Source organism: Brucella pseudintermedia (assembly GCF_008932435.1).
Lineage (GTDB): Bacteria > Pseudomonadota > Alphaproteobacteria > Rhizobiales > Rhizobiaceae > Brucella > Brucella pseudintermedia.
Map to the genome: position 1 here is coordinate 364,437 of NZ_WBWE01000001.1, position 17,675 is coordinate 382,111.

A 17,675-nucleotide genomic window follows, 5' to 3' on the forward strand; every position below is an offset into this window, starting at 1 on the left:
AAGTGGGAAAGATTGGGCGGGTGCAAAAGTGGGTTTCAGGACAGTTAAAGATTGGACAAGGCTTTGACAAAAGCGGCTATCGCCTTCTCATCGCGCTTGTAGAAGGTCCATTGCCCGACACGGTGGGGCGTGATCAGCCCCGCTTTGGTCAATACGGACAAATGGGCGGAAACGGACGACTGGGAGAGGCCGCACCGTTCGAACTGGCCCGCGCACACGCCCATCTCCAGAGGCATGTGCTGGCCGGAGAAATGATTCTCCGGCTCCTTGAGCCAGCTCAAAATGTCGAGACGCACGGGATTGGCGAGCGCCTTCAATATCTCGTCCAGAGGTATGGGCTGAACATCCGACATCGCAGTCACCTCGCTGATCTTCCAATGCATATCGTCATTTCCCGATATAAGTATTGCTAAAATCCGATTTAAAAAGATGCAGCCCGATCACATCGCCGTGAACAGCCTTTCCTGTGGAACATCGGCCCTGCCTTGATTGCGCCGGAGAAGCATCCGACTATGTTCGCCGTAATCGTATAGAGTTGGGAAGCATATGGCCGATATTACCAAGCGCATTGCCGGGACCATCGCGGCGGAAATCAACGCAAAACCAGATCAGGCACTTGCGGCCATCGGCCTGCTGGATGAAGGCGCGACCGTGCCTTTCGTCGCGCGATACCGCAAGGAAGTCACCGGCGGCCTTGACGATACGCAGTTGCGCCAGCTTTCCGAGCGCCTCGCTTATTTGCGCGAACTGGAAGCTCGCCGCGCTTCGATCCTGGAATCCATTGACAGTCAGGGAAAAATGACTCCTGAACTGGAGCTCAAGATTGCGGGCGTCCAGACAAAGGCCGAACTGGAAGATCTTTATCTGCCCTACAAGCCGAAGCGCCGCACCAAGGCGGAAATCGCCCGCGAGCGTGGACTGGGGCCGCTTGCCGAAGCAATTCTTGCCGACCGTAGCCTCGTGCCAGCCGAAATCGCCACGCAATACATCACTGCCGATGTTGCCGATGTGAAGGCTGCACTGGAGGGCGCGCGCGACATTATCGCAGAAGGTTTTGCGGAAAATGCCGAACTGATCGGCAATTTGCGCAATTACCTCAAGGAGAAGGCCGTTTTGCGCTCGCGCGTCGTGGACGGCAAGCAGGAGGCGGGCGCGAAATTCTCCGACTATTTCGATCATGCCGAGCGCTGGGCGACCGTCGCCGGCCACCGTGCGCTGGCCATGCTGCGCGGGCGCAATGAGGATTTTCTGTCGCTCGACATCGAAATTGATGCCGACGACACTTCGCCAATAAAACCGGTCGAGCGCAAGATCGCCGCCGCCTATAATATCGGCGCCACCCTTCCCGGCGACCGCTGGCTGATGGAAGTTGCAGGCTGGGCTTGGCGCGTGAAACTGTCGCTTTCCCTGTCGCTCGATCTGATGCGCGACCTGCGTGAGCGCGCCGAAGAAGAAGCTATCAACATTTTCGCCCGCAACCTCAAGGATCTGCTGCTCGCGGCCCCTGCCGGTTCGCGCGCAACGATGGGGCTTGACCCCGGCATCCGCACCGGCGTCAAGGTCGCGGTGGTCGACGGCACCGGCAAACTGCTCGACACAACGACTGTCTATCCATTCCCGCCGAAGAACGATGTGCGCGGCACACAAGCCGAACTTGCGAGCCTGATCCGCAAGCACAAGGTGGAATTGATCGCCATCGGCAATGGCACCGGAAGCCGCGAAACCGAACGGCTCGTGGTGGATATGCTGTCGGATATGCCAGCCCCAAAGCCGCTGAAGGTCATCGTATCGGAGGCAGGCGCTTCGGTGTATTCCGCCTCGGAAACAGCCGCCGCCGAATTCCCGCAGCTTGATGTGTCACTGCGCGGCGCCGTCTCCATCGCCCGCCGCCTGCAGGACCCGCTGGCCGAGCTCGTGAAGATCGAGCCGAAATCCATTGGCGTCGGCCAGTACCAGCACGATGTCGATCAATCCCGTCTGGCGCGTTCGCTCGATGCAGTGGTCGAGGACGCCGTGAACGCGGTCGGCGTCGATCTCAATACGGCTTCCGCCTCGTTGCTGGCGCGCGTGTCGGGTCTGGGCAAGTCGCTTGCCGAAGCGATCGTTGCGCATCGCGATGAAGCCGGAGCCTTCAAGAATCGCAAGGAGCTTTTGAAAGTCCCGCGCCTCGGCAACCGCGCTTTTGAACAATGCGCAGGCTTCCTGCGCATTCCTGACGGCACGGAGCCGCTCGATGCATCCTCCGTTCACCCGGAAGCCTATGGGGTCGCCAAGAAGATCGTTGCCGCTTGCGGCCGCGATGTGCGCAGCCTCATGGGCGACAGTGCAGCGCTGAAGGCCCTCGATCCGCGCCTTTTCGTCGATGAACGTTTTGGTTTGCCGACCGTACGCGACATCATTGCCGAACTGGACAAGCCAGGCCGCGATCCGCGTCCGGAATTCAAGACCGCGACCTTTGCCGACGGCATCGACGACATCAAGGACCTGAAACCCGGCATGATGCTGGAAGGCACTGTGACCAATGTTGCGGCTTTTGGTGCATTCGTCGATATCGGCGTGCATCAGGACGGCCTTGTCCATGTGTCGCAGCTTGCCGATCGTTTCGTGAAGGACCCGCATGAAGTGGTGAAAGCAGGCGATGTGGTGAAGGTGCGCGTCACGGAAGTGGACGTGCCGCGCAAGCGCATCAGCCTCACGATGCGCAAGGATGGTGGCGAAGCGCCGACCCCGCGCGGGAACGCAAACCGAGATCAACGGCCTGCGAAAAACTTCGCGCCGCAGCGCAAACAGGAACAGCCGTCAACCGGCGGTTTCGGCGCTGCTTTGCTGGAAGCGATGAAGAAGAAATAAGCCGGACGCTTCCCCTCGCCCTCACCCTGAGCTTGTCGAAGGGTCAAAGGGCGAGGGAAAACGCAAAAACCGCCCCCTCATCCTGAGGGCTGGGCTGGGCTGAGCCAAGCTCACGATCAGCCTGCTGGAGTTAAGTTAGATCTTGTTGCCGATCGGAAATCCCGTCGACACCTTGCGCACCGGCATGTCAGCAGTGGGGATGATCCAGCCATTGCGGATGGCGACGCGTACATCGTCGCCCTCCGCCAGTTGCACCGGATCGCGTACTTCGAAATGCAGGGCAATATCGGGCTTGGCAATAACTTCGGCCTCGATGCGCGAGCCGCCGCCGCGATAGACCGCCCGCTTGACGCGAACCGGAATGCCGCCGGTTTCCGTCAATTGCAAATCCTCCGCCCGCACACAAAGCTGCGCATTGGCGCGCGGCATTTCTATGCCCGAACACCGTACTTGCGCACGACTTCCCAACACCAGCGCCTCGCAATGCCCCGCTTGCGCAAAAGACACGACTTCGGCAGGCAGTACCATGCCATGCGCGATGAAGGACGCGACCATTGCGCTCGCCGGTTCCTCATAGAGCTTGCGGGGCGTGTCGAACTGCTGAAGCCTTCCGTGATCCAGCACAGCGATGCGGTCAGCCAGCGCCATGGCTTCCGCCTGATCGTGGGTGATATAGATGATCGTCGTGCCGGTGCGTTTGTGGAAGGCGGCAAACTCGTCCTCCATCGAAGCGCGCAGATGCACGTCGAGATTGGCGAGCGGCTCATCGAACAACACCAGCGACGGTGCCGCCACCAGGCAGCGCGCCAGTGCAACTCTCTGCCGCTGACCGCCCGAAAGATTGGCCGGACGGCGATCACCGAAACCGGCGAGATCGACCAGGGCCAGCGCCTCATTCACGCGGCGTTCGCGCTCGGCCTTGGCAACCTTTGCCACCCGCAGACTGTAACCGACATTTTCGGCCACGGTCATATGCGGCCAGAGTGCATAATTCTGGAAGACGATACCGACTTGCCGTTTTTCGGGCGGCACGCTGCCGTCAACATGGGAAACACGCGTTTCGCCGATATGAATCTCACCGCCGTCAACGTCTTCAAATCCCGCGATCATGCGAAGAAGCGTGGTCTTGCCGCAGCCCGATGGTCCGAGAATGGCAACAAACTCGCCATCCTTCACATCGAGCGACACTTCAGACAGAGCCTGAAACTCATTGAAGGTTTTGGAAACCTGATCGATTTTCAGTCGCGCCATGGCAGCACCCCGTTTGGAAGACGCCGCGCAAACAGATTGGTTGCAAGCATCAGCATGAATGTCACCGCGACAGCCAGCATGGATATGGCCGCAGCATAGGCGGAATCGCCCGCCTGTTCGAAAGAAAACATCACCACACCCAGCGTTTCCGATCCTGACGCCCAGAGAAGCGCCGACACCGTCAACTCGCAAAACGCGGTCATGAAAATCAGCACGCCGCCCGCGAGCGTTGCCGGAGCGACAAGAGGAAATATAATCGTGCGCAGCCGATAGAAAAGCCCCGCCCCCGCAACGCGTGCCGCTTCCTCCATCGCGCGGTCAATCTGGTGCAGCCCGGCGACCGTCGGGCGCAGAGCCAGCACGAAGAAGCGCGCGAGATACGCAAAGAGAATGATCCAGAGCGTGTTGTAAAGACTGACGCCGACAACCGGCAGCGGCTTGAGGAACATGAGTAGGCAGGCAATGGCAAGCACGACGCCTGGCAGCGCATAAGGCATTTCGGCTGCGAAATTGAGCACCGGCGTCCAGCGACGCTTGCGCCATGCCAGCATATAGGCAAGCGGAACGGCAATCAGGACAGCGAAGAACGCTGCCGACAGTGACAGGACCACACTATTGCGAAACGCGCGCGCGGCACCGGCATGTTCCAAAAGGACGAAACGGAAGTTCTCGACCGTGGCAGTGGCGAATGTCAGCGGCACGCCGTAGGCCGGAACCAGAGCGGAAAGCGTAAGCCCGATCAGCGGCAGGAACAGGACGACGACGATCAGGAGCCATGCAGCGGCCTCCACCGGTACACGCCAGCGACCAAGCGCAAAGGGAGCCGCTGGCAAAGACGTCGAAACAATACGGAAATCACGTCTGCGGGACGCATATTCCTGTGCAGCGATCCCTGCCATGGCAATGAGACCGATCAGCACCGACAGCACGGCTACGCTTGACAGCACCGCCGGCCCGCCGCCAGAAAGGCGCTGATAGATCAGCGTCGGCAGGACGAGATAGTTTGACGGGATACCCAGAAAGGCAGGAATGCCGAAATTGCCGACGCAGGAGACAAAGGCCAGCGCCGCCGCACCGATGATCGAAGGGGTCATCAGCGGCAGGATGATGGTGCGCAGCACCGTCCATTTGCTGGCACCGGCACTTAGGCCCGCTTCCACCAGCTCGCGCGGCAGTTTACGCAGACCCGCCCGCACGATGAGAAACACCAGCGGACCGTACTGCACGCCGAGCAGAAAGATGATGCCCCAGACGGAATAGAGCGGATTGCGGCTGCCGAGCGGTGGCGCCATCCCGATGATCTTGAGAAACTGGCTTGATGGCCCGAAAAGCTGAAGCCATGCCAGCGCTGTTACCTGCGGAGCGATCAAAAGCGGGGTAACATAGAAAAGCACAAAGACATTGCGTCCACGCATATTGGTGAGCCCAACGAGCAATGCGGCCACAATACCGAACATCAGCGCCAGCAACGTGCCGCCAATGCCGATCTGCAGCGAATGCCATGTTGCAACCCAGGTCGACTGGCTTCCAAGTGTTTCCACCAGCGCCGAAGCCGAAAGCTGCCCCTGCGGCGCGACCAGTTCAATCAGCAGCCTGCCCATCGGCAGAAGCGACAGAACCGCCACGATCAGCGTTACACCAGCAATCAGGGCCGCATCGCGGCCCTGAAGGTCTCTCTTGATGCGCATCGAAATGCCTTATCCGCCGAACAGCTCGGAGAACTGCTTTTTGTCGGCATCGGTCTGGTCGAGAACCTTCTGGGTGTCGATCGACATGATGTTGATCTTGGTACCTTCCGGCAACCATGCCGGGCGGCCAACACCTTCCTTCGCAGGCAGATAACCCTGCTCGAGCGCCAGCTTCTGGCCGTCATCCGACAGGATGAAATCCACGAATTTCTTGGCACCATCGACATTCTTGGCAGTCGCCATGATCGCAACCGGTTCAGTCACGGCAGGCACGCCTTCCGACGGGAAAACGAATTCGACCGGCGAACCCTTGGCCTTGGCGTTGAGTGCCATGAAGTCAACGAGAATGCCGTATGGCTTTTCGCCGCTGGCGACAGACTTCAGCACCGCGCCATTGCCTTTGACGCTTGCCAGTTCATTGGCCTTGAGGTTCTTGAAGTAATCCCAGCCCAGCTCCTTGTTGAGCGCGAAGCCGCTCAAGAGATAGGCGGCAGCGCCGGAATAAAGCGGGCTCGGCATGACAACCTGGCCCTTGTAGTCGGCCTTGGCGAGATCGGCCCAATGTTCCGGCTTCTGCGCAGCACCCGTATTGTAGGCAATGCCCGTGGTGATCAGCTTGGAGCCGAAATAGGTCTTGTCGGCGTCGTAGCTATCTGCGGCAAAGCCATCGACCTTGGCTTCCGGATAGGCGAGCAGGCGCTTGTCCTTCTTGAGACCTTCCATCGTCACCGCGTCGGCGATGAGAAGAACGTCGGGCTGCGGAGCGCCTGCCGAGAATTCGGCGGCAAGCTTGGTGAGGAGTTCGCTCGTGCCCGAACGGAAAATCTGCACGTCGGTATCGGGATTGGCCTTGCGGAAGGCTTCGACTGTCTTGGTCGCATCCGCTTCCGGCTGCGAGGTATAAAGCGTCAGCGTATCGGCCTGCGCCACGGCGATGGAAAGAGCAAGAAGCGCAGGTACGACAGCAGCCCGCTTCAGCATCTTGTTCATGGGATTCGCTCCTCGAATTTCTGTGTAATGTTCGCCAGCATGACCAGCGATGCCGGTGCGATCCTGACGCGTGCGAAGTGATAACGCGCAGATACTGCCATGGCGATAGGCACGATCATTTCCATTCATGGTGCACCTGTCAAACATCCTGCAACGTGAAACCGGAAAAGCAAAAGCCTCCCGGCGGAATCATATCCATCGGAAGGCTTGTAAAGCATTGAGGCATTTGCCGAACAGCCATCCGTTTCTCCTGATTGGAGAGAGATGCGGATGGCATTAGAGGAATTGCACTGCGGTTTTATGACAGCCGCAAACCTATCCCCGGTCAACCGGTCGGCAGATCAGATAACGATCTCGGCGACATGGGCAATCTGTGCGCCAGCCTCGTAATAGGCTTCGCGCAGACCGCGGAAATTCTGCTCCTTCGGGTCGCTGACCGGCAGCGGCAGATCGTCTTCCTTGATCTCGCCTGAAACCAGTTGCGAAAGCAGTTTTCCGAAGACAGTTCCCGGCGCGATGCCGCGGCCATTATAACCGGAGAACCCGACCACATTGCGGGCGAGACGATGGAATTTCGGCAGGCTGTCATCGGTCATGCCGATCTTGCCATACCATTCGGCTTCGAACTCGACTTCGCCGATCTGCGGGAACAGTCGCTTCAACGACTTCTTGGCCCATGCCTTGTGCACGGCAGCACCCGTATTGCGCAGCGCACCGACGCTGCCGAATACCAAGCGGCCCTGCCGGTCAAAACGGAAGGACGAAAGCACTTCCTTCGTATCCCATACACCCTGACGCTCCGGCAGGATGCTCTTCTTGAGATTGTCCGACAGCGGCTTCGTAGCCATGTTGAAATATGGCAGATGAACCAGTTCAGCGCGCACTTCCGCCCACGGCGCATTAGTATAGGCGTTGGTTGCCACCACCACCCAGTTGGCTGTCACGGAACCCTTGGCGGTCTTGACCACCCATTTGCCGTTCTTTTCCTCCGCGCCAATCACGGGGCTTCCCGTAAAGATGGTCGCGCCAGCGGCAACAGCGGCATGGGCAAGCCCGCGCACATAGGCCAGCGGCTGGATCGTACCGGCGCGCAGATCGAGCAGCGACCCGGCATAAGCCTTGGTTCCCACCTTGGCTTCGGTTTCCTTCGCATCCAGCAGCTTTACATTGGCGCCGCGACGCGCCCACTGCTCATAACGATCCTCAAGTTCTTTCATGCCCTTTTTGCCAACGGCGCAATGAAGCGTGCCCTGCTTCTCGACTTCGCAGGCAATCTTGTGTTTCTCGATGATCTCAAAGACCAGCTTCGGCGCATTGCCGAGGACATCGAGCAAACGGTCGCCATATTTCTGGCCAAGCACGCCCGGCAGATCATCGGGCATGACCCACATGCCTGCGTTCACCAGACCGACATTGCGGCCCGAACCGCCATAACCGATCTCAATGCCTTCAAGAACGATGGCCCGTGTGCCTTTTTCGGCCAGATGCAAAGCCGTCGACAAGCCGGTGAAGCCGCCGCCCACAATCACTACATCCGCAGTCAGATCACCCTGCAGCGCAGTTGTCTTGGGAGCAGCAGGGGCGGTCTTTTCCCAAAGACCATGGGAGCGCGGATCGTTCAGCATCAAGAGCAACCATTTCAAACCGAGCATTTCCAGCAAAAATGTGAAGCGGTTTTGCGTTCGGAAATGCGTAAAGACAAACAGTTAGAGCGGTTCCCGGTCCTTTAATGATCGACCGCCCACGTGGAATACAGGCACACTGCCTGACTGTTTCTATTTCACGCCGCGAAAGCCAGTTGGACAGCGCTAATTGCGCAACAATTCATTCCGGTTTGGAATGAACCAGCATCGAATAATCCGTATTTCCAACCTGCCCGGCAATCCATTGACAGAAGACCTGCGTCAGCGGGTTTTCCAGTTTTCCTTCCGGCACAACGAGATAATATTCATTCTCCGTCCGCATCGGCCTCTCGAAAAGCATCACCAATTCGCCGCTACGCAGCTCCTGCTCGATCAGATAAAGCGGCAGCAGCGCGAAACCCAGCCCGGCCAATGCGGCACCGATAACCATTGAGAACTGGTCGAAACGATGGCCGCGATAGGCCGACTGGCCCTCCACGCCGCAGCTTTCAAACCATTGCGCCCACATTTTGGGCCGTGTGGCAAGATGCAGCAACGGCTCATTTTCCAGTTCTTCCGGAGCGGACGGATGACGTGCCTTCAACAGGCTTGGACAAGCAACCGGCACGATAACCTCACTACACAGGAAGGTGCAGGTGGCATGTGCCCAGACCGGCTGCCCGTAATGGATGGCGAGATCGAAAGGCTGTTCCTCGAAATCGAAAACGCCGGAACGCGACGCAACATTTAACGCAATACCCGGATGCTTCTCCACGAAATCGGGAATGCGCGGCATCAGCCAGCGCGTGCCGAATGTCGGCAAGGTCGCCACACTGAAGGAAGACGTGGATTGCGCCGAAGCCATGGCGCGCAACATCGTATCTTCTGTCTGGTTGAGAAGACGCCGCACTTCCGGCAGAAATTTCCGCCCGGCATCGGAAAGCAGGATGCGCTGGCGAATGCGCTCGAACAGCAGCACGCCGAGCTGGCTTTCGAGATCCTTGATCTGACGGCTGACAGCGCTTTGGGTGAGATTGAGCTCGTGCGCAGCCTGGGTGAAACTTCCGTGACGGGCAGCGCATTCAAAGGCTTGCAGCGTGGCGATGTCCGGGATCAGTCTTCTGCTCAGCTTCATTCCATTCTCGCATTAACATAGTTGCTTTCGTCGCAAGCATAACCGCAAAACGGTCTATATGATACATTTTCATCATAATCCACGCATGATCCTCCCAAACAAGACATGCACGACCCGAAGATGCCCCACTCGACGGAAATTTTCGCCATGAAAGACCAGAAATTCGTTTCGCCGGACGCCATTCGTTCCGCCTTCTCGGCTGCGATGTCTGCCATGTATAAGCAGGAAGTGCCTGCTTACGGCACATTGATGGAACTTGTCGCCGATGTGAACGCCAAGGTGCTGGCGGATGACAGCCACCTGCATGAACGCCTGACGGAAACAGATTCGCTCGAGCGCATTTCGGAAGAACGCCACGGGGCGATCCGCCTCGGCACCGCCGCCGAGCTTTCCATGATGCGCCGCGTCTTCGCGGTCATGGGCATGTTCCCGGTCGGCTATTATGATCTGAGCGCCGCTGGCGTGCCTGTTCATTCGACCGCCTTCCGCCCGGTTGACGATGCGGCCCTGAAACACAACCCGTTCCGCGTCTTCACCTCGCTTCTGCGCCTTGATCTCATTGCCGATGAAAAGCTGCGCGCGGAATCGGAGGAAGTCCTCTCCAAGCGCAACATCTTCACGGCCGGAGCAATTGCGCTCGTCGAAAAGGCTGAAGCTGAAGGCGGTCTCAACGATGACGATGCCAAAACTTTCGTCGCCGAAGTGCTGGAAACCTTCCGCTGGCACGATCACGCCAATGTCAGCGCCGAACTTTATCATCGCCTGCATGATGCTCACCGCCTCATCGCTGATGTCGTTTCCTTCAAGGGTCCGCATATCAACCATCTGACGCCGCGCACGCTCGACATCGACGCCGTGCAGGCCCAGATGCCGGAACGTGGCATCAATCCGAAAGCGGTTGTCGAAGGCCCGCCAACCCGCAAGTGCCCGATCCTCCTGCGCCAGACCTCTTTCAAGGCGCTGGAAGAAGAAGTATCCTTCGTCAACCCGGACGGAACCTGGACACCGGGCTCACACACCGCCCGTTTCGGCGAGATCGAACAGCGCGGCGTGGCGCTCACGCCAAAGGGCCGCGCGCTTTACGACAAGCTGCTTAACGATACCCGCGCCGTCGCACGCCCGGCTCCTGACGGCTCGAATGCGGCTGAATATGTAAAGGCTCTGAGCGACGCCTTCGCTGCTTTCCCCGATACGTGGGCAGGCATTCGCGAAGCGGGCCTCGGCTACTTCGCCTATTCGGTCAAGGATGCTGCAAAGCTTGAAGCTTTTAAGCCGGGTACCGATATCGAGGTTCTGATTGAAGCTGGTGCAGTTCAGTTCGACCCGATTATCTATGAAGACTTCTTGCCGGTCAGTGCTGCCGGTATATTCCAGTCCAATCTGGGCGACGACGAAACGCAGGATTTTGTTGAAAGCCCCAACCAGAAGCGTTTCGAGGATGATCTGGGCGCGAAAGTGCTTAATGAATTCGAGCACTATGCCCGCATCGAACGCGAATCCATCGAAGCCGTAAAAGCAGGCCTGAAAGGGCTCGAAGCGGCAGAATAAACGCATGACCTCGAAAAGTCGCAGGCTTTTCGAGCAGGATTATGCGCAAACAACTCATACAGAGAGGAAAGCCATGAACACCGCTGTTAGAAAAATCGACGTGAAGAAGGAAGCCGCCGATCTGCTTTCCAAACTTGGCGTGGATGCATCGGCCTATACCGGCGGCGACCTTGCCGGTTTCAGCCCTGTTTCGGGCGAACAGATTGCTGCGGTGAAGACCCACAGCAAGGAAGATGCAGTCAAGATCATCGACAAGGCCGACGAAGCCTTCCGCGCGTGGCGCAACGTCCCGGCCCCGAAGCGCGGCGAACTGATCCGCTTGCTCGGCGAGGAACTGCGTGCTTCCAAGGAAGATCTTGGCCGTCTCGTTTCGCTCGAAGCTGGCAAGATTCCTTCGGAAGGCCTCGGCGAAGTGCAGGAAATGATCGACATCTGCGATTTCGCAGTCGGTCTGTCCCGCCAGCTCTACGGTCTCACCATCGCAACCGAACGCGCTGGCCATCGCATGATGGAAACTTGGCATCCGCTCGGCGTTGTCGGCGTTATCTCTGCCTTTAACTTCCCCGTAGCTGTGTGGTCGTGGAACGCCGCCCTTGCAATCGTCTGCGGCAACTCGGTCGTCTGGAAGCCGTCTGAAAAGACCCTTCTGACCGCTCTTGCCTGCGATGCGATCTTCAAGCGCGCACTGAAGCGTTTCGGCGATGCGCCGGAAGGCATCTCCCAGCTTCTGCTCGGTGATCGTGAAATCGGCGAAGTCCTCGTCGACAGCCCGAAAGTTCCGGTCGTTTCGGCAACCGGCTCAACCCGCATGGGCCGCGAAGTCGGTCCGCGCCTTGCCAAGCGTTTTGCGCGCGCAATTCTTGAACTCGGCGGCAACAATGCCGGTATCGTCTGCCCGTCGGCCGATCTCGACATGGCCCTGCGCGCAATCGCTTTCGGCGCAATGGGCACCGCTGGCCAGCGCTGCACCACGCTGCGCCGTCTCTTCGTGCATGAAAGCGTTTACGACGCTCTCGTCCCGCGTCTGCAGAAGGCATATGCCAGCGTCACCGTTGGTTCGCCGCTCGAAACCAGCGCTCTGGTCGGTCCGCTGATAGACAAGCAAGCTTTCGACAACATGCAAAAGGCGCTCAAGGAAGCAGCCGCTCACGGCGGCAAGGTACAGGGCGGCGAACGCGTCGACGCCGGCCATGAAAACGCTTACTACGTGCGTCCGGCCATCGTCGAAATGCCGAAGCAGGAAGGCCCGGTTCTGGAAGAAACCTTCGCCCCGATCCTCTACGTCATGAAGTATTCCGACTTTGACGATGTTCTTGCCCAGCACAATGCCGTTGGCGCTGGCTTGTCGTCATCGATCTTCACGCTCAACCTGCAGGAAGCAGAGCGCTTCCTTTCGGCTGAGGGGTCGGATTGCGGCATTGCCAATGTCAACATCGGCACGTCTGGTGCGGAAATCGGCGGCGCATTCGGCGGCGAAAAGGAAACCGGCGGCGGTCGTGAATCGGGTTCGGACGCATGGAAGGCCTATATGCGCCGTGCGACCAACACCATCAACTACTCGAAGGCTCTGCCGCTCGCACAGGGCGTTTCCTTCGACATCGACTGATCGGTTTTATTAAGGTCAAAATAAAACCCCGCTTCGGCGGGGTTTTTTTCTTGGCGCGACGCATCGATCGGTTGAGATTTTTGCAGTGACGCGGCGAAAATGGCGCTTTCTCGAGAACCGGAGCGGAGTGTACTTCAAGGTACATGAGCACTGGAAGCGCAGAGAAGCGCCATTTGCAGACTGTCAGTGCGTCAATATCGACCGGTCGATCAGCCCATGCGTTCAGAAGCGAACGACCCTGGGCTAGCCGGGAATACTACAGTACGATTGCCGTTGAGGAATGAGCGGTGATGGATATGCGCGTGGACTGCACGCGCCAGAACCTGCGCTTCCACATCGCGCCCGATCGACACGTAGTCGGCGGCGCTCTGTGCGTGCGTGATACGCGCCACGTCCTGCTCGATGATCGGGCCTTCATCAAGATCAGCCGTCACGTAATGCGCGGTCGCGCCAATCAGCTTCACACCGCGTTCATAAGCCTGCTTATAAGGGTTTGCCCCCTTGAAGGACGGCAGGAACGAATGGTGGATATTGATGATCCTGCCCGACATCTTCTGGCAAAGCTGGTCGGACAGAACCTGCATGTAACGCGCAAGAACCACCAGTTCGGTGCCGGTATCTTCCACGATATCCATGAGGCGCTGCTCGGCTTCCGGCTTGTTAGCCTTGGTGACGGCGATATGGTGAAAAGGAATGTCGTGATTGACGACAACCTTCTGATAATCGAAATGGTTCGAGACCACGCCGACGATATCGATCGGCAGCGCGCCGATCTTCCAGCGATACAGAAGATCATTCAGGCAATGGCCGAAACGCGAAACCATTAGCAATGTCTTGGTGCGGTGCGCGTTGTCGTGGAACTCGAAGTTCATGTCGAAAGGTGCCGCCACGGACGCAAAGCCCTCACGCAGCACGTCGAGCGCTACGCCTTCTTCGGAAATAAAGCTGACGCGCATGAAGAAGCGACCGGTATCCAGATCGTCGAACTGGGCGCTATCGATGATGTTGCAACCCTTGCCGGCAAGATAACCCGAAATCGCGGCAACGATACCGCGCGTGGACTTGCAGGTGACGGTCAGGACAAAATTATGCATCGGACTTCCTCAAATTTTCGAAGGCGCAAGCCTCGGCGACCACATCGCGAACCTAATCCACGAAGCGGCCCCGGCCATGCCAGAATGCGTAATGCACTGACGGGATTGCGCTATCAAGCGACTTTGGAAGAAAGATTGTCCAATTTTGTTCCGAGCCGCATCCCGGGTTCCGGGATGCGGACCAGCTTCAAAGATGCGGGTTGCGGTTACGATAGCGGGCGACCAGCGAACGGTTCACATCGCCGGAGCCCGGCATATTGGCGCTGAGGTAAATCGGCGCGTCGCCCTCGCCTACCAGCCTTGCCGCCACATCGGCAAAAATAGCATTGAGTATGGTCACGCCAAGCGCCGTCGAAACCGGGCCGACCTTCAAGGCGCTGCCTTCCACTTCCAGCACCGCATCACCCGCTGGGGCGTCATTGTCCAGAACGACATCGGCCAGAGAAAGCAGTTGCGTGCGCCCCTTGGCGATGGCGTTGGAATAGGTGACGGAGGTGACCGCAATAACGGCAGCTCCCTTCTCACGCGCATAGCGTGCGGCCTCGATGGGAGCGGCATTGACGCCGGAATTCGAGACGACGATCAGCACGTCACCCTCGCGAATACCATAGCGTTCGAGAATTGGCAGCACGGCTCCTTCGATCCGCTCGAAATGCGAGCTCGCCACTGCACCGTCCTGAAGCATAATCGCGCCGCAAAGAATAGGCACAGTGATCGCCAATCCGCCTGCGCGATAATGCAGCTCTTCCGCCATCATATGCGAATGGCCGGTGCCGAACACATAAACCCGGCGATCCGCCTTGGCAGCAGCTGTAATGAGTTCAGCGGCCTTGGCCATCGGATCGGCAAGACGATCCCGCAGACCGGAGAGCCGGGCGATCAGATCATTGAAATAACGATCGGTGATTTCGGTCATCGGTCTTGCCCCGCGACCTGCTTTTCACCCGAAAGCCACGTGGCTTTCGCAAACAACCCGTCATCAAGATGGACCGCATCCATTCGCATGCCGGGGCGGAACGTACCGCGATCATCGAGACGCAGATAGCGTGCGGGGTAGTGGCTGGCCATGCGCAGTGCCTCGGCCAGCGTCAACTCCAGTTCGGCCACGCCAAAACGGATAGCCGACGCCATGTCGAGATCGGAACCGGCAATGGTGCCATCCGCCAGCACGAGCTTGGAGCAGATGCCGCCTGGCACGCGACGAACGGCGCGCCCGTTGATCTCGAAGCTTTCGGAGTCCGAACCGACCAGGGCCATCGCATCCGTCACGAAAAACAGATGCGCGTCGCCGCGCTTTGCCCTGAGCGCAAGCCGCAGCGCCATCGGATCGACATGATGACCATCGGCAACGATACCGCACCAGATGTCGGGATGATCGAGCGCCGCGCCCGCAAGCCCCGGCGCGCGGTGACCGATCTGGCTCATGGCGTTGAAAAGATGGGTCACGCTGCGTGCACCCGCATCAAAGCGCTTGAACGCTTCCTCGGCAGTCGTGTCGCTGTGGCCAATGCTGACGATCACCCCCGCATCGCTCAACCGGCGCACCTGATCTGGCGTGACCTGCTCGGCTGCAAGCGTAACCAGCAAGGTGCCCACCTGCTTGGCCGTATGGCTATAGAGCGCAATATCGGCATCATTGACCGGGCGCATCAGCTCCGCCAGATGCGCACCCTTTCGCGCCGGGGCCAGATGCGGCCCCTCAAGATGCAGGCCGGCAACGCCCTTGTCGGCCTTGACCGCTTCAATCGCCGCCTCGATGGCGCGGTCGCGCACTGGCGTCGTATCGGTGATCAGCGTCGGCAGAAGGCTCGTCGTTCCATATTTGCGATGCCCCTTGGCAATCGTGAACATGGTTTCGGGCGTTGGCTCGTCATTGAGCATGCGCCCGCCACCGCCATTGACCTGCGCATCGATGAAGCCGGGAGCCAGAATGCCGCCATTCAGTCGCTCGACCTCGTGGGCCTCGCCGAGCGATGCTTCCGGGACGATGGCTTCAACCTTGCCGTCGCTGAATATCAGTGCGCTCTGGTCGTGAAAGCGCTCGCCGTCGAAGATGCGCGCCCCTGCTATTGCTGATTTTTTCGTCATACCGTCACCGTAACCTTGTTGAGATTGCGCGGCTTGTCGGGATCGAACCCCTTGCGGCGCGTGACCGCTTCAATGACGCGGTAATAATTGATGAGGGAAACCAGTGGATCGAGATGCGCGTTACCCGTACTCGCCGACGGCAGCCGGAAGCCCGGCGTTTCCGCATCGGACAGCGATACAATGCTCGCCCCAAACGAATGCAGCCGCTTCAGCGCCTGCATGTTCATGTCAAAGGCTTCGTCGCGCGGCAGGAAGGAAATGATCGGGAAACCCTCTTCCACCAGCCGCATCGGACCGTGCATCAATTCGGCCAGAGAGAAGGCTTCGGCATGGATATTCGCGGTTTCCTTCGCTTTCAGGGCCGCTTCGAGTGCAATCGCAAAGGCTGTGCCTCGCCCGCCGGTATAGAGCGAACGCGCATTGAACAGAAGGTTTTCGACCGCTTCGCGGCCATCGGGCTGTGTAGCGGCAAGCGCTTCCGGCAGGCGTTGCAGCCCAGCTTGCAGGCTTGCTTCACCGCTGGCCGACGCAACGACGCCCGAGAGCGCAGCGACTGCCGCAATAAACGATTTGGTCGCAGCAACGCTCTTTTCTTCACCGGCATGGAGGGCCAGCACAACATCGGCGGCGTTACCAAGCGGGCTATCGACAACGTTCACGACGGCAATTGTCGTTGCACCGCCCTTTTTGGCAGCTTCCTGCGCCGCGACAATATCGGGGCTGGCACCGGACTGGGACACGGTGAAGTGCAGACCGTTCTTGAGCTTCAGCTTGGAACCATAGACCGATGCCACCGATGGCCCGATGGACGCGACGGGAATGCCCATGGTGATTTCCATCAGATATTTGAAGAATGTCGCCGCATGGTCGGACGAACCGCGCGCGGCGGTGGTGATGACGGCAGGCTCGCTTTTCTGGAAAATGCGTGCGATTTCCGCGAATGTGCCTGCCTCCTTCTCAAGCAAACCGGCGACAACGGCTGGCGACTGTTCGGTTTCCTGCAGCATCAGGGAGGAAGGGCTGTTCATGGTCATTCTCCAATTTTCAGTTCCGCGACGAAATCATAGGCGTCGGCGCGATAATGCGAACGGGTATATTCGACGATCCGGTCGTCTTCGAGGTGCGAGACACGCTCGATCAGAAGCGCAGGCGCTCCGCGGTGCACGCCAAGCAGGCGGGCTATGCCGGGATCGAGTGTAACGGCTGTCAGGCGCTGCAAGGCGCGCACCGGCTTGTGGCCGCGCCGCGCCAAAGCGCCATAAAGCGAGGCTTCATCGACGCGGTCCCGGTCCAGAAAATGGCGTGGAACCACCGCGCGCTCAAAAGCCATCGGCACGCCATCGGCAAGACGCAGGCGGTCCAGCCGCACCACGGTCGTATCAACACCAATCCCCAGCCGGAAAGCTTCGTCTGGCGATGGCTTATCGATCTTGTTGGTGACGACACGGGCGCCGGGCTCCTTGCCGCGTGACAGCATGTCCTCGGAAAACGAAGTCAGGCGCCACAAATGCTGGCTGATGCGCGCCGGACGCTCAGCGACGAAAGTGCCGCTGCCGCGCCGCGCCTCCACCACGCCCTGCGTCAGCAATTCTTTATAAGCATTGCGGACGGTGATACGGCCCACGCCAAGCTGCTCCGCCAGATCGCGCTCCGGCGGCAAGCCGGCAGCAGGCGCCAATTGCCCTTCCTCGATCAATTCACCGAGAATACGCGCCAGGTTCCGGTAAAGCGGCCCCGTCAGTTGCGGATCGTGCAATCCGCGCTCTTCGATGGCCGTGATCAATGTGGTTCTATTCATAACTG

At 59.1% G+C, this 17,675-nt stretch carries 15 protein-coding genes; 3 read left to right on the top strand and 12 right to left on the bottom strand.

The window, feature by feature from the left end:
- Positions 1-44: 44 nt before the first annotated feature.
- Complete coding sequence (locus tag F9K78_RS01740) at positions 45-353, bottom strand: ArsR/SmtB family transcription factor (protein WP_121986033.1); 309 nt, start codon at positions 351-353, stop codon at positions 45-47.
- 193 nt (positions 354-546) lie between these two features.
- On the opposite strand from F9K78_RS01740, the gene F9K78_RS01745 reads away from it, so the two are divergent.
- Positions 547-2,850, top strand: coding sequence for a Tex family protein (locus F9K78_RS01745; protein WP_121985917.1), 2,304 nt, complete (start codon positions 547-549; stop codon positions 2,848-2,850).
- 135 nt (positions 2,851-2,985) lie between these two features.
- Here the strand turns inward: F9K78_RS01745 and F9K78_RS01750 are convergent, their stop codons facing one another.
- From F9K78_RS01750 to F9K78_RS01770, 6 genes are all read right to left on the bottom strand, one after another.
- On the bottom strand, positions 2,986-4,101 hold the full coding sequence (locus F9K78_RS01750) for an ABC transporter ATP-binding protein (RefSeq protein WP_121985916.1): 1,116 nt from the start codon (positions 4,099-4,101) through the stop codon (positions 2,986-2,988).
- Positions 4,089-5,789, bottom strand: coding sequence for an ABC transporter permease (locus F9K78_RS01755; protein ID WP_121985915.1), 1,701 nt, complete (start codon positions 5,787-5,789; stop codon positions 4,089-4,091). Before F9K78_RS01755 ends, F9K78_RS01750 begins: the two co-directional genes overlap by 13 nt.
- Positions 5,790-5,798: 9 nt before the next feature.
- Complete coding sequence (locus tag F9K78_RS01760; protein WP_121983941.1) at positions 5,799-6,779, bottom strand: ABC transporter substrate-binding protein; 981 nt, start codon at positions 6,777-6,779, stop codon at positions 5,799-5,801.
- Positions 6,776-6,904 (bottom strand): hypothetical protein, encoded by a 129-nt coding sequence (locus tag F9K78_RS22195; protein WP_021587031.1) that lies wholly within the window; start codon positions 6,902-6,904, stop codon positions 6,776-6,778. The genes F9K78_RS01760 and F9K78_RS22195 overlap by 4 nt, the downstream gene beginning before the upstream one ends.
- Positions 6,905-7,120: 216 nt before the next feature.
- Entirely contained in the window at positions 7,121-8,404 is a 1,284-nt protein-coding gene (locus tag F9K78_RS01765; RefSeq protein ID WP_121985914.1) for an NAD(P)/FAD-dependent oxidoreductase, read from the bottom strand.
- A 199-nt stretch (positions 8,405-8,603) separates the two neighbouring features.
- Positions 8,604-9,536 (bottom strand): LysR family transcriptional regulator, encoded by a 933-nt coding sequence (locus tag F9K78_RS01770; RefSeq protein ID WP_121983940.1) that lies wholly within the window; start codon positions 9,534-9,536, stop codon positions 8,604-8,606.
- A 147-nt stretch (positions 9,537-9,683) separates the two neighbouring features.
- Here F9K78_RS01770 and hglS point away from each other — a divergent pair, with 147 nt between their 5' ends.
- Positions 9,684-11,084, top strand: a complete 1,401-nt coding sequence (gene hglS / locus F9K78_RS01780) for a 2-oxoadipate dioxygenase/decarboxylase HglS (protein ID WP_121985913.1) — start codon at positions 9,684-9,686, stop codon at positions 11,082-11,084.
- 73 nt (positions 11,085-11,157) lie between these two features.
- Positions 11,158-12,690 carry an L-piperidine-6-carboxylate dehydrogenase gene (gene amaB / locus F9K78_RS01785; protein WP_121985912.1) on the top strand — a complete coding sequence of 511 codons (1,533 nt, stop codon included), beginning with the start codon at positions 11,158-11,160 and terminating at the stop codon, positions 12,688-12,690.
- A gap of 209 nt (positions 12,691-12,899) precedes the next feature.
- Here amaB and purU read toward each other — a convergent pair whose 3' ends face one another.
- From purU to F9K78_RS01810, 5 genes are all read right to left on the bottom strand, one after another.
- Entirely contained in the window at positions 12,900-13,784 is an 885-nt protein-coding gene (gene purU, locus F9K78_RS01790) for a formyltetrahydrofolate deformylase (protein ID WP_121985910.1), read from the bottom strand.
- 187 nt (positions 13,785-13,971) lie between these two features.
- The gene (locus F9K78_RS01795) at positions 13,972-14,700 is read right to left on the bottom strand and encodes an SIS domain-containing protein (protein ID WP_121981778.1); all 729 of its coding nucleotides are present in this window, start codon (positions 14,698-14,700) and stop codon (positions 13,972-13,974) included.
- The gene (gene nagA / locus F9K78_RS01800) at positions 14,697-15,872 is read right to left on the bottom strand and encodes an N-acetylglucosamine-6-phosphate deacetylase (RefSeq protein ID WP_121985909.1); all 1,176 of its coding nucleotides are present in this window, start codon (positions 15,870-15,872) and stop codon (positions 14,697-14,699) included. The genes F9K78_RS01795 and nagA overlap by 4 nt, the downstream gene beginning before the upstream one ends.
- Positions 15,869-16,900 (bottom strand): SIS domain-containing protein, encoded by a 1,032-nt coding sequence (locus F9K78_RS01805; RefSeq protein ID WP_121985908.1) that lies wholly within the window; start codon positions 16,898-16,900, stop codon positions 15,869-15,871. The genes nagA and F9K78_RS01805 overlap by 4 nt, the downstream gene beginning before the upstream one ends.
- 2 nt (positions 16,901-16,902) lie before the next feature.
- Entirely contained in the window at positions 16,903-17,670 is a 768-nt protein-coding gene (locus tag F9K78_RS01810; RefSeq protein ID WP_121985907.1) for a GntR family transcriptional regulator, read from the bottom strand.
- Positions 17,671-17,675: the final 5 nt, after the last annotated feature.

Bases quoted from the DNA above. Each gene is read 5' to 3' on its own strand.
- F9K78_RS01740 (WP_121986033.1), bottom strand. From the start codon at position 353: ATGTCGGATGTTCAGCCCATACCTCTGGACGAGATATTGAAGGCGCTC.
- F9K78_RS22195 (WP_021587031.1), bottom strand. From the start codon at position 6,904: ATGGAAATGATCGTGCCTATCGCCATGGCAGTATCTGCGCGTTATCAC.
- purU (WP_121985910.1), bottom strand. From the start codon at position 13,784: ATGCATAATTTTGTCCTGACCGTCACCTGCAAGTCCACGCGCGGTATC.
- hglS (WP_121985913.1), top strand. From the start codon at position 9,684: ATGAAAGACCAGAAATTCGTTTCGCCGGACGCCATTCGTTCCGCCTTC.
- amaB (WP_121985912.1), top strand. From the start codon at position 11,158: ATGAACACCGCTGTTAGAAAAATCGACGTGAAGAAGGAAGCCGCCGAT.
- nagA (WP_121985909.1), bottom strand. From the start codon at position 15,872: ATGACGAAAAAATCAGCAATAGCAGGGGCGCGCATCTTCGACGGCGAG.
- F9K78_RS01805 (WP_121985908.1), bottom strand. From the start codon at position 16,900: ATGAACAGCCCTTCCTCCCTGATGCTGCAGGAAACCGAACAGTCGCCA.
- F9K78_RS01795 (WP_121981778.1), bottom strand. From the start codon at position 14,700: ATGACCGAAATCACCGATCGTTATTTCAATGATCTGATCGCCCGGCTC.
- F9K78_RS01755 (WP_121985915.1), bottom strand. From the start codon at position 5,789: ATGCGCATCAAGAGAGACCTTCAGGGCCGCGATGCGGCCCTGATTGCT.
- F9K78_RS01765 (WP_121985914.1), bottom strand. From the start codon at position 8,404: ATGCTGAACGATCCGCGCTCCCATGGTCTTTGGGAAAAGACCGCCCCT.
- F9K78_RS01770 (WP_121983940.1), bottom strand. From the start codon at position 9,536: ATGAAGCTGAGCAGAAGACTGATCCCGGACATCGCCACGCTGCAAGCC.
- F9K78_RS01745 (WP_121985917.1), top strand. From the start codon at position 547: ATGGCCGATATTACCAAGCGCATTGCCGGGACCATCGCGGCGGAAATC.
- F9K78_RS01810 (WP_121985907.1), bottom strand. From the start codon at position 17,670: ATGAATAGAACCACATTGATCACGGCCATCGAAGAGCGCGGATTGCAC.
- F9K78_RS01750 (WP_121985916.1), bottom strand. From the start codon at position 4,101: ATGGCGCGACTGAAAATCGATCAGGTTTCCAAAACCTTCAATGAGTTT.
- F9K78_RS01760 (WP_121983941.1), bottom strand. From the start codon at position 6,779: ATGAACAAGATGCTGAAGCGGGCTGCTGTCGTACCTGCGCTTCTTGCT.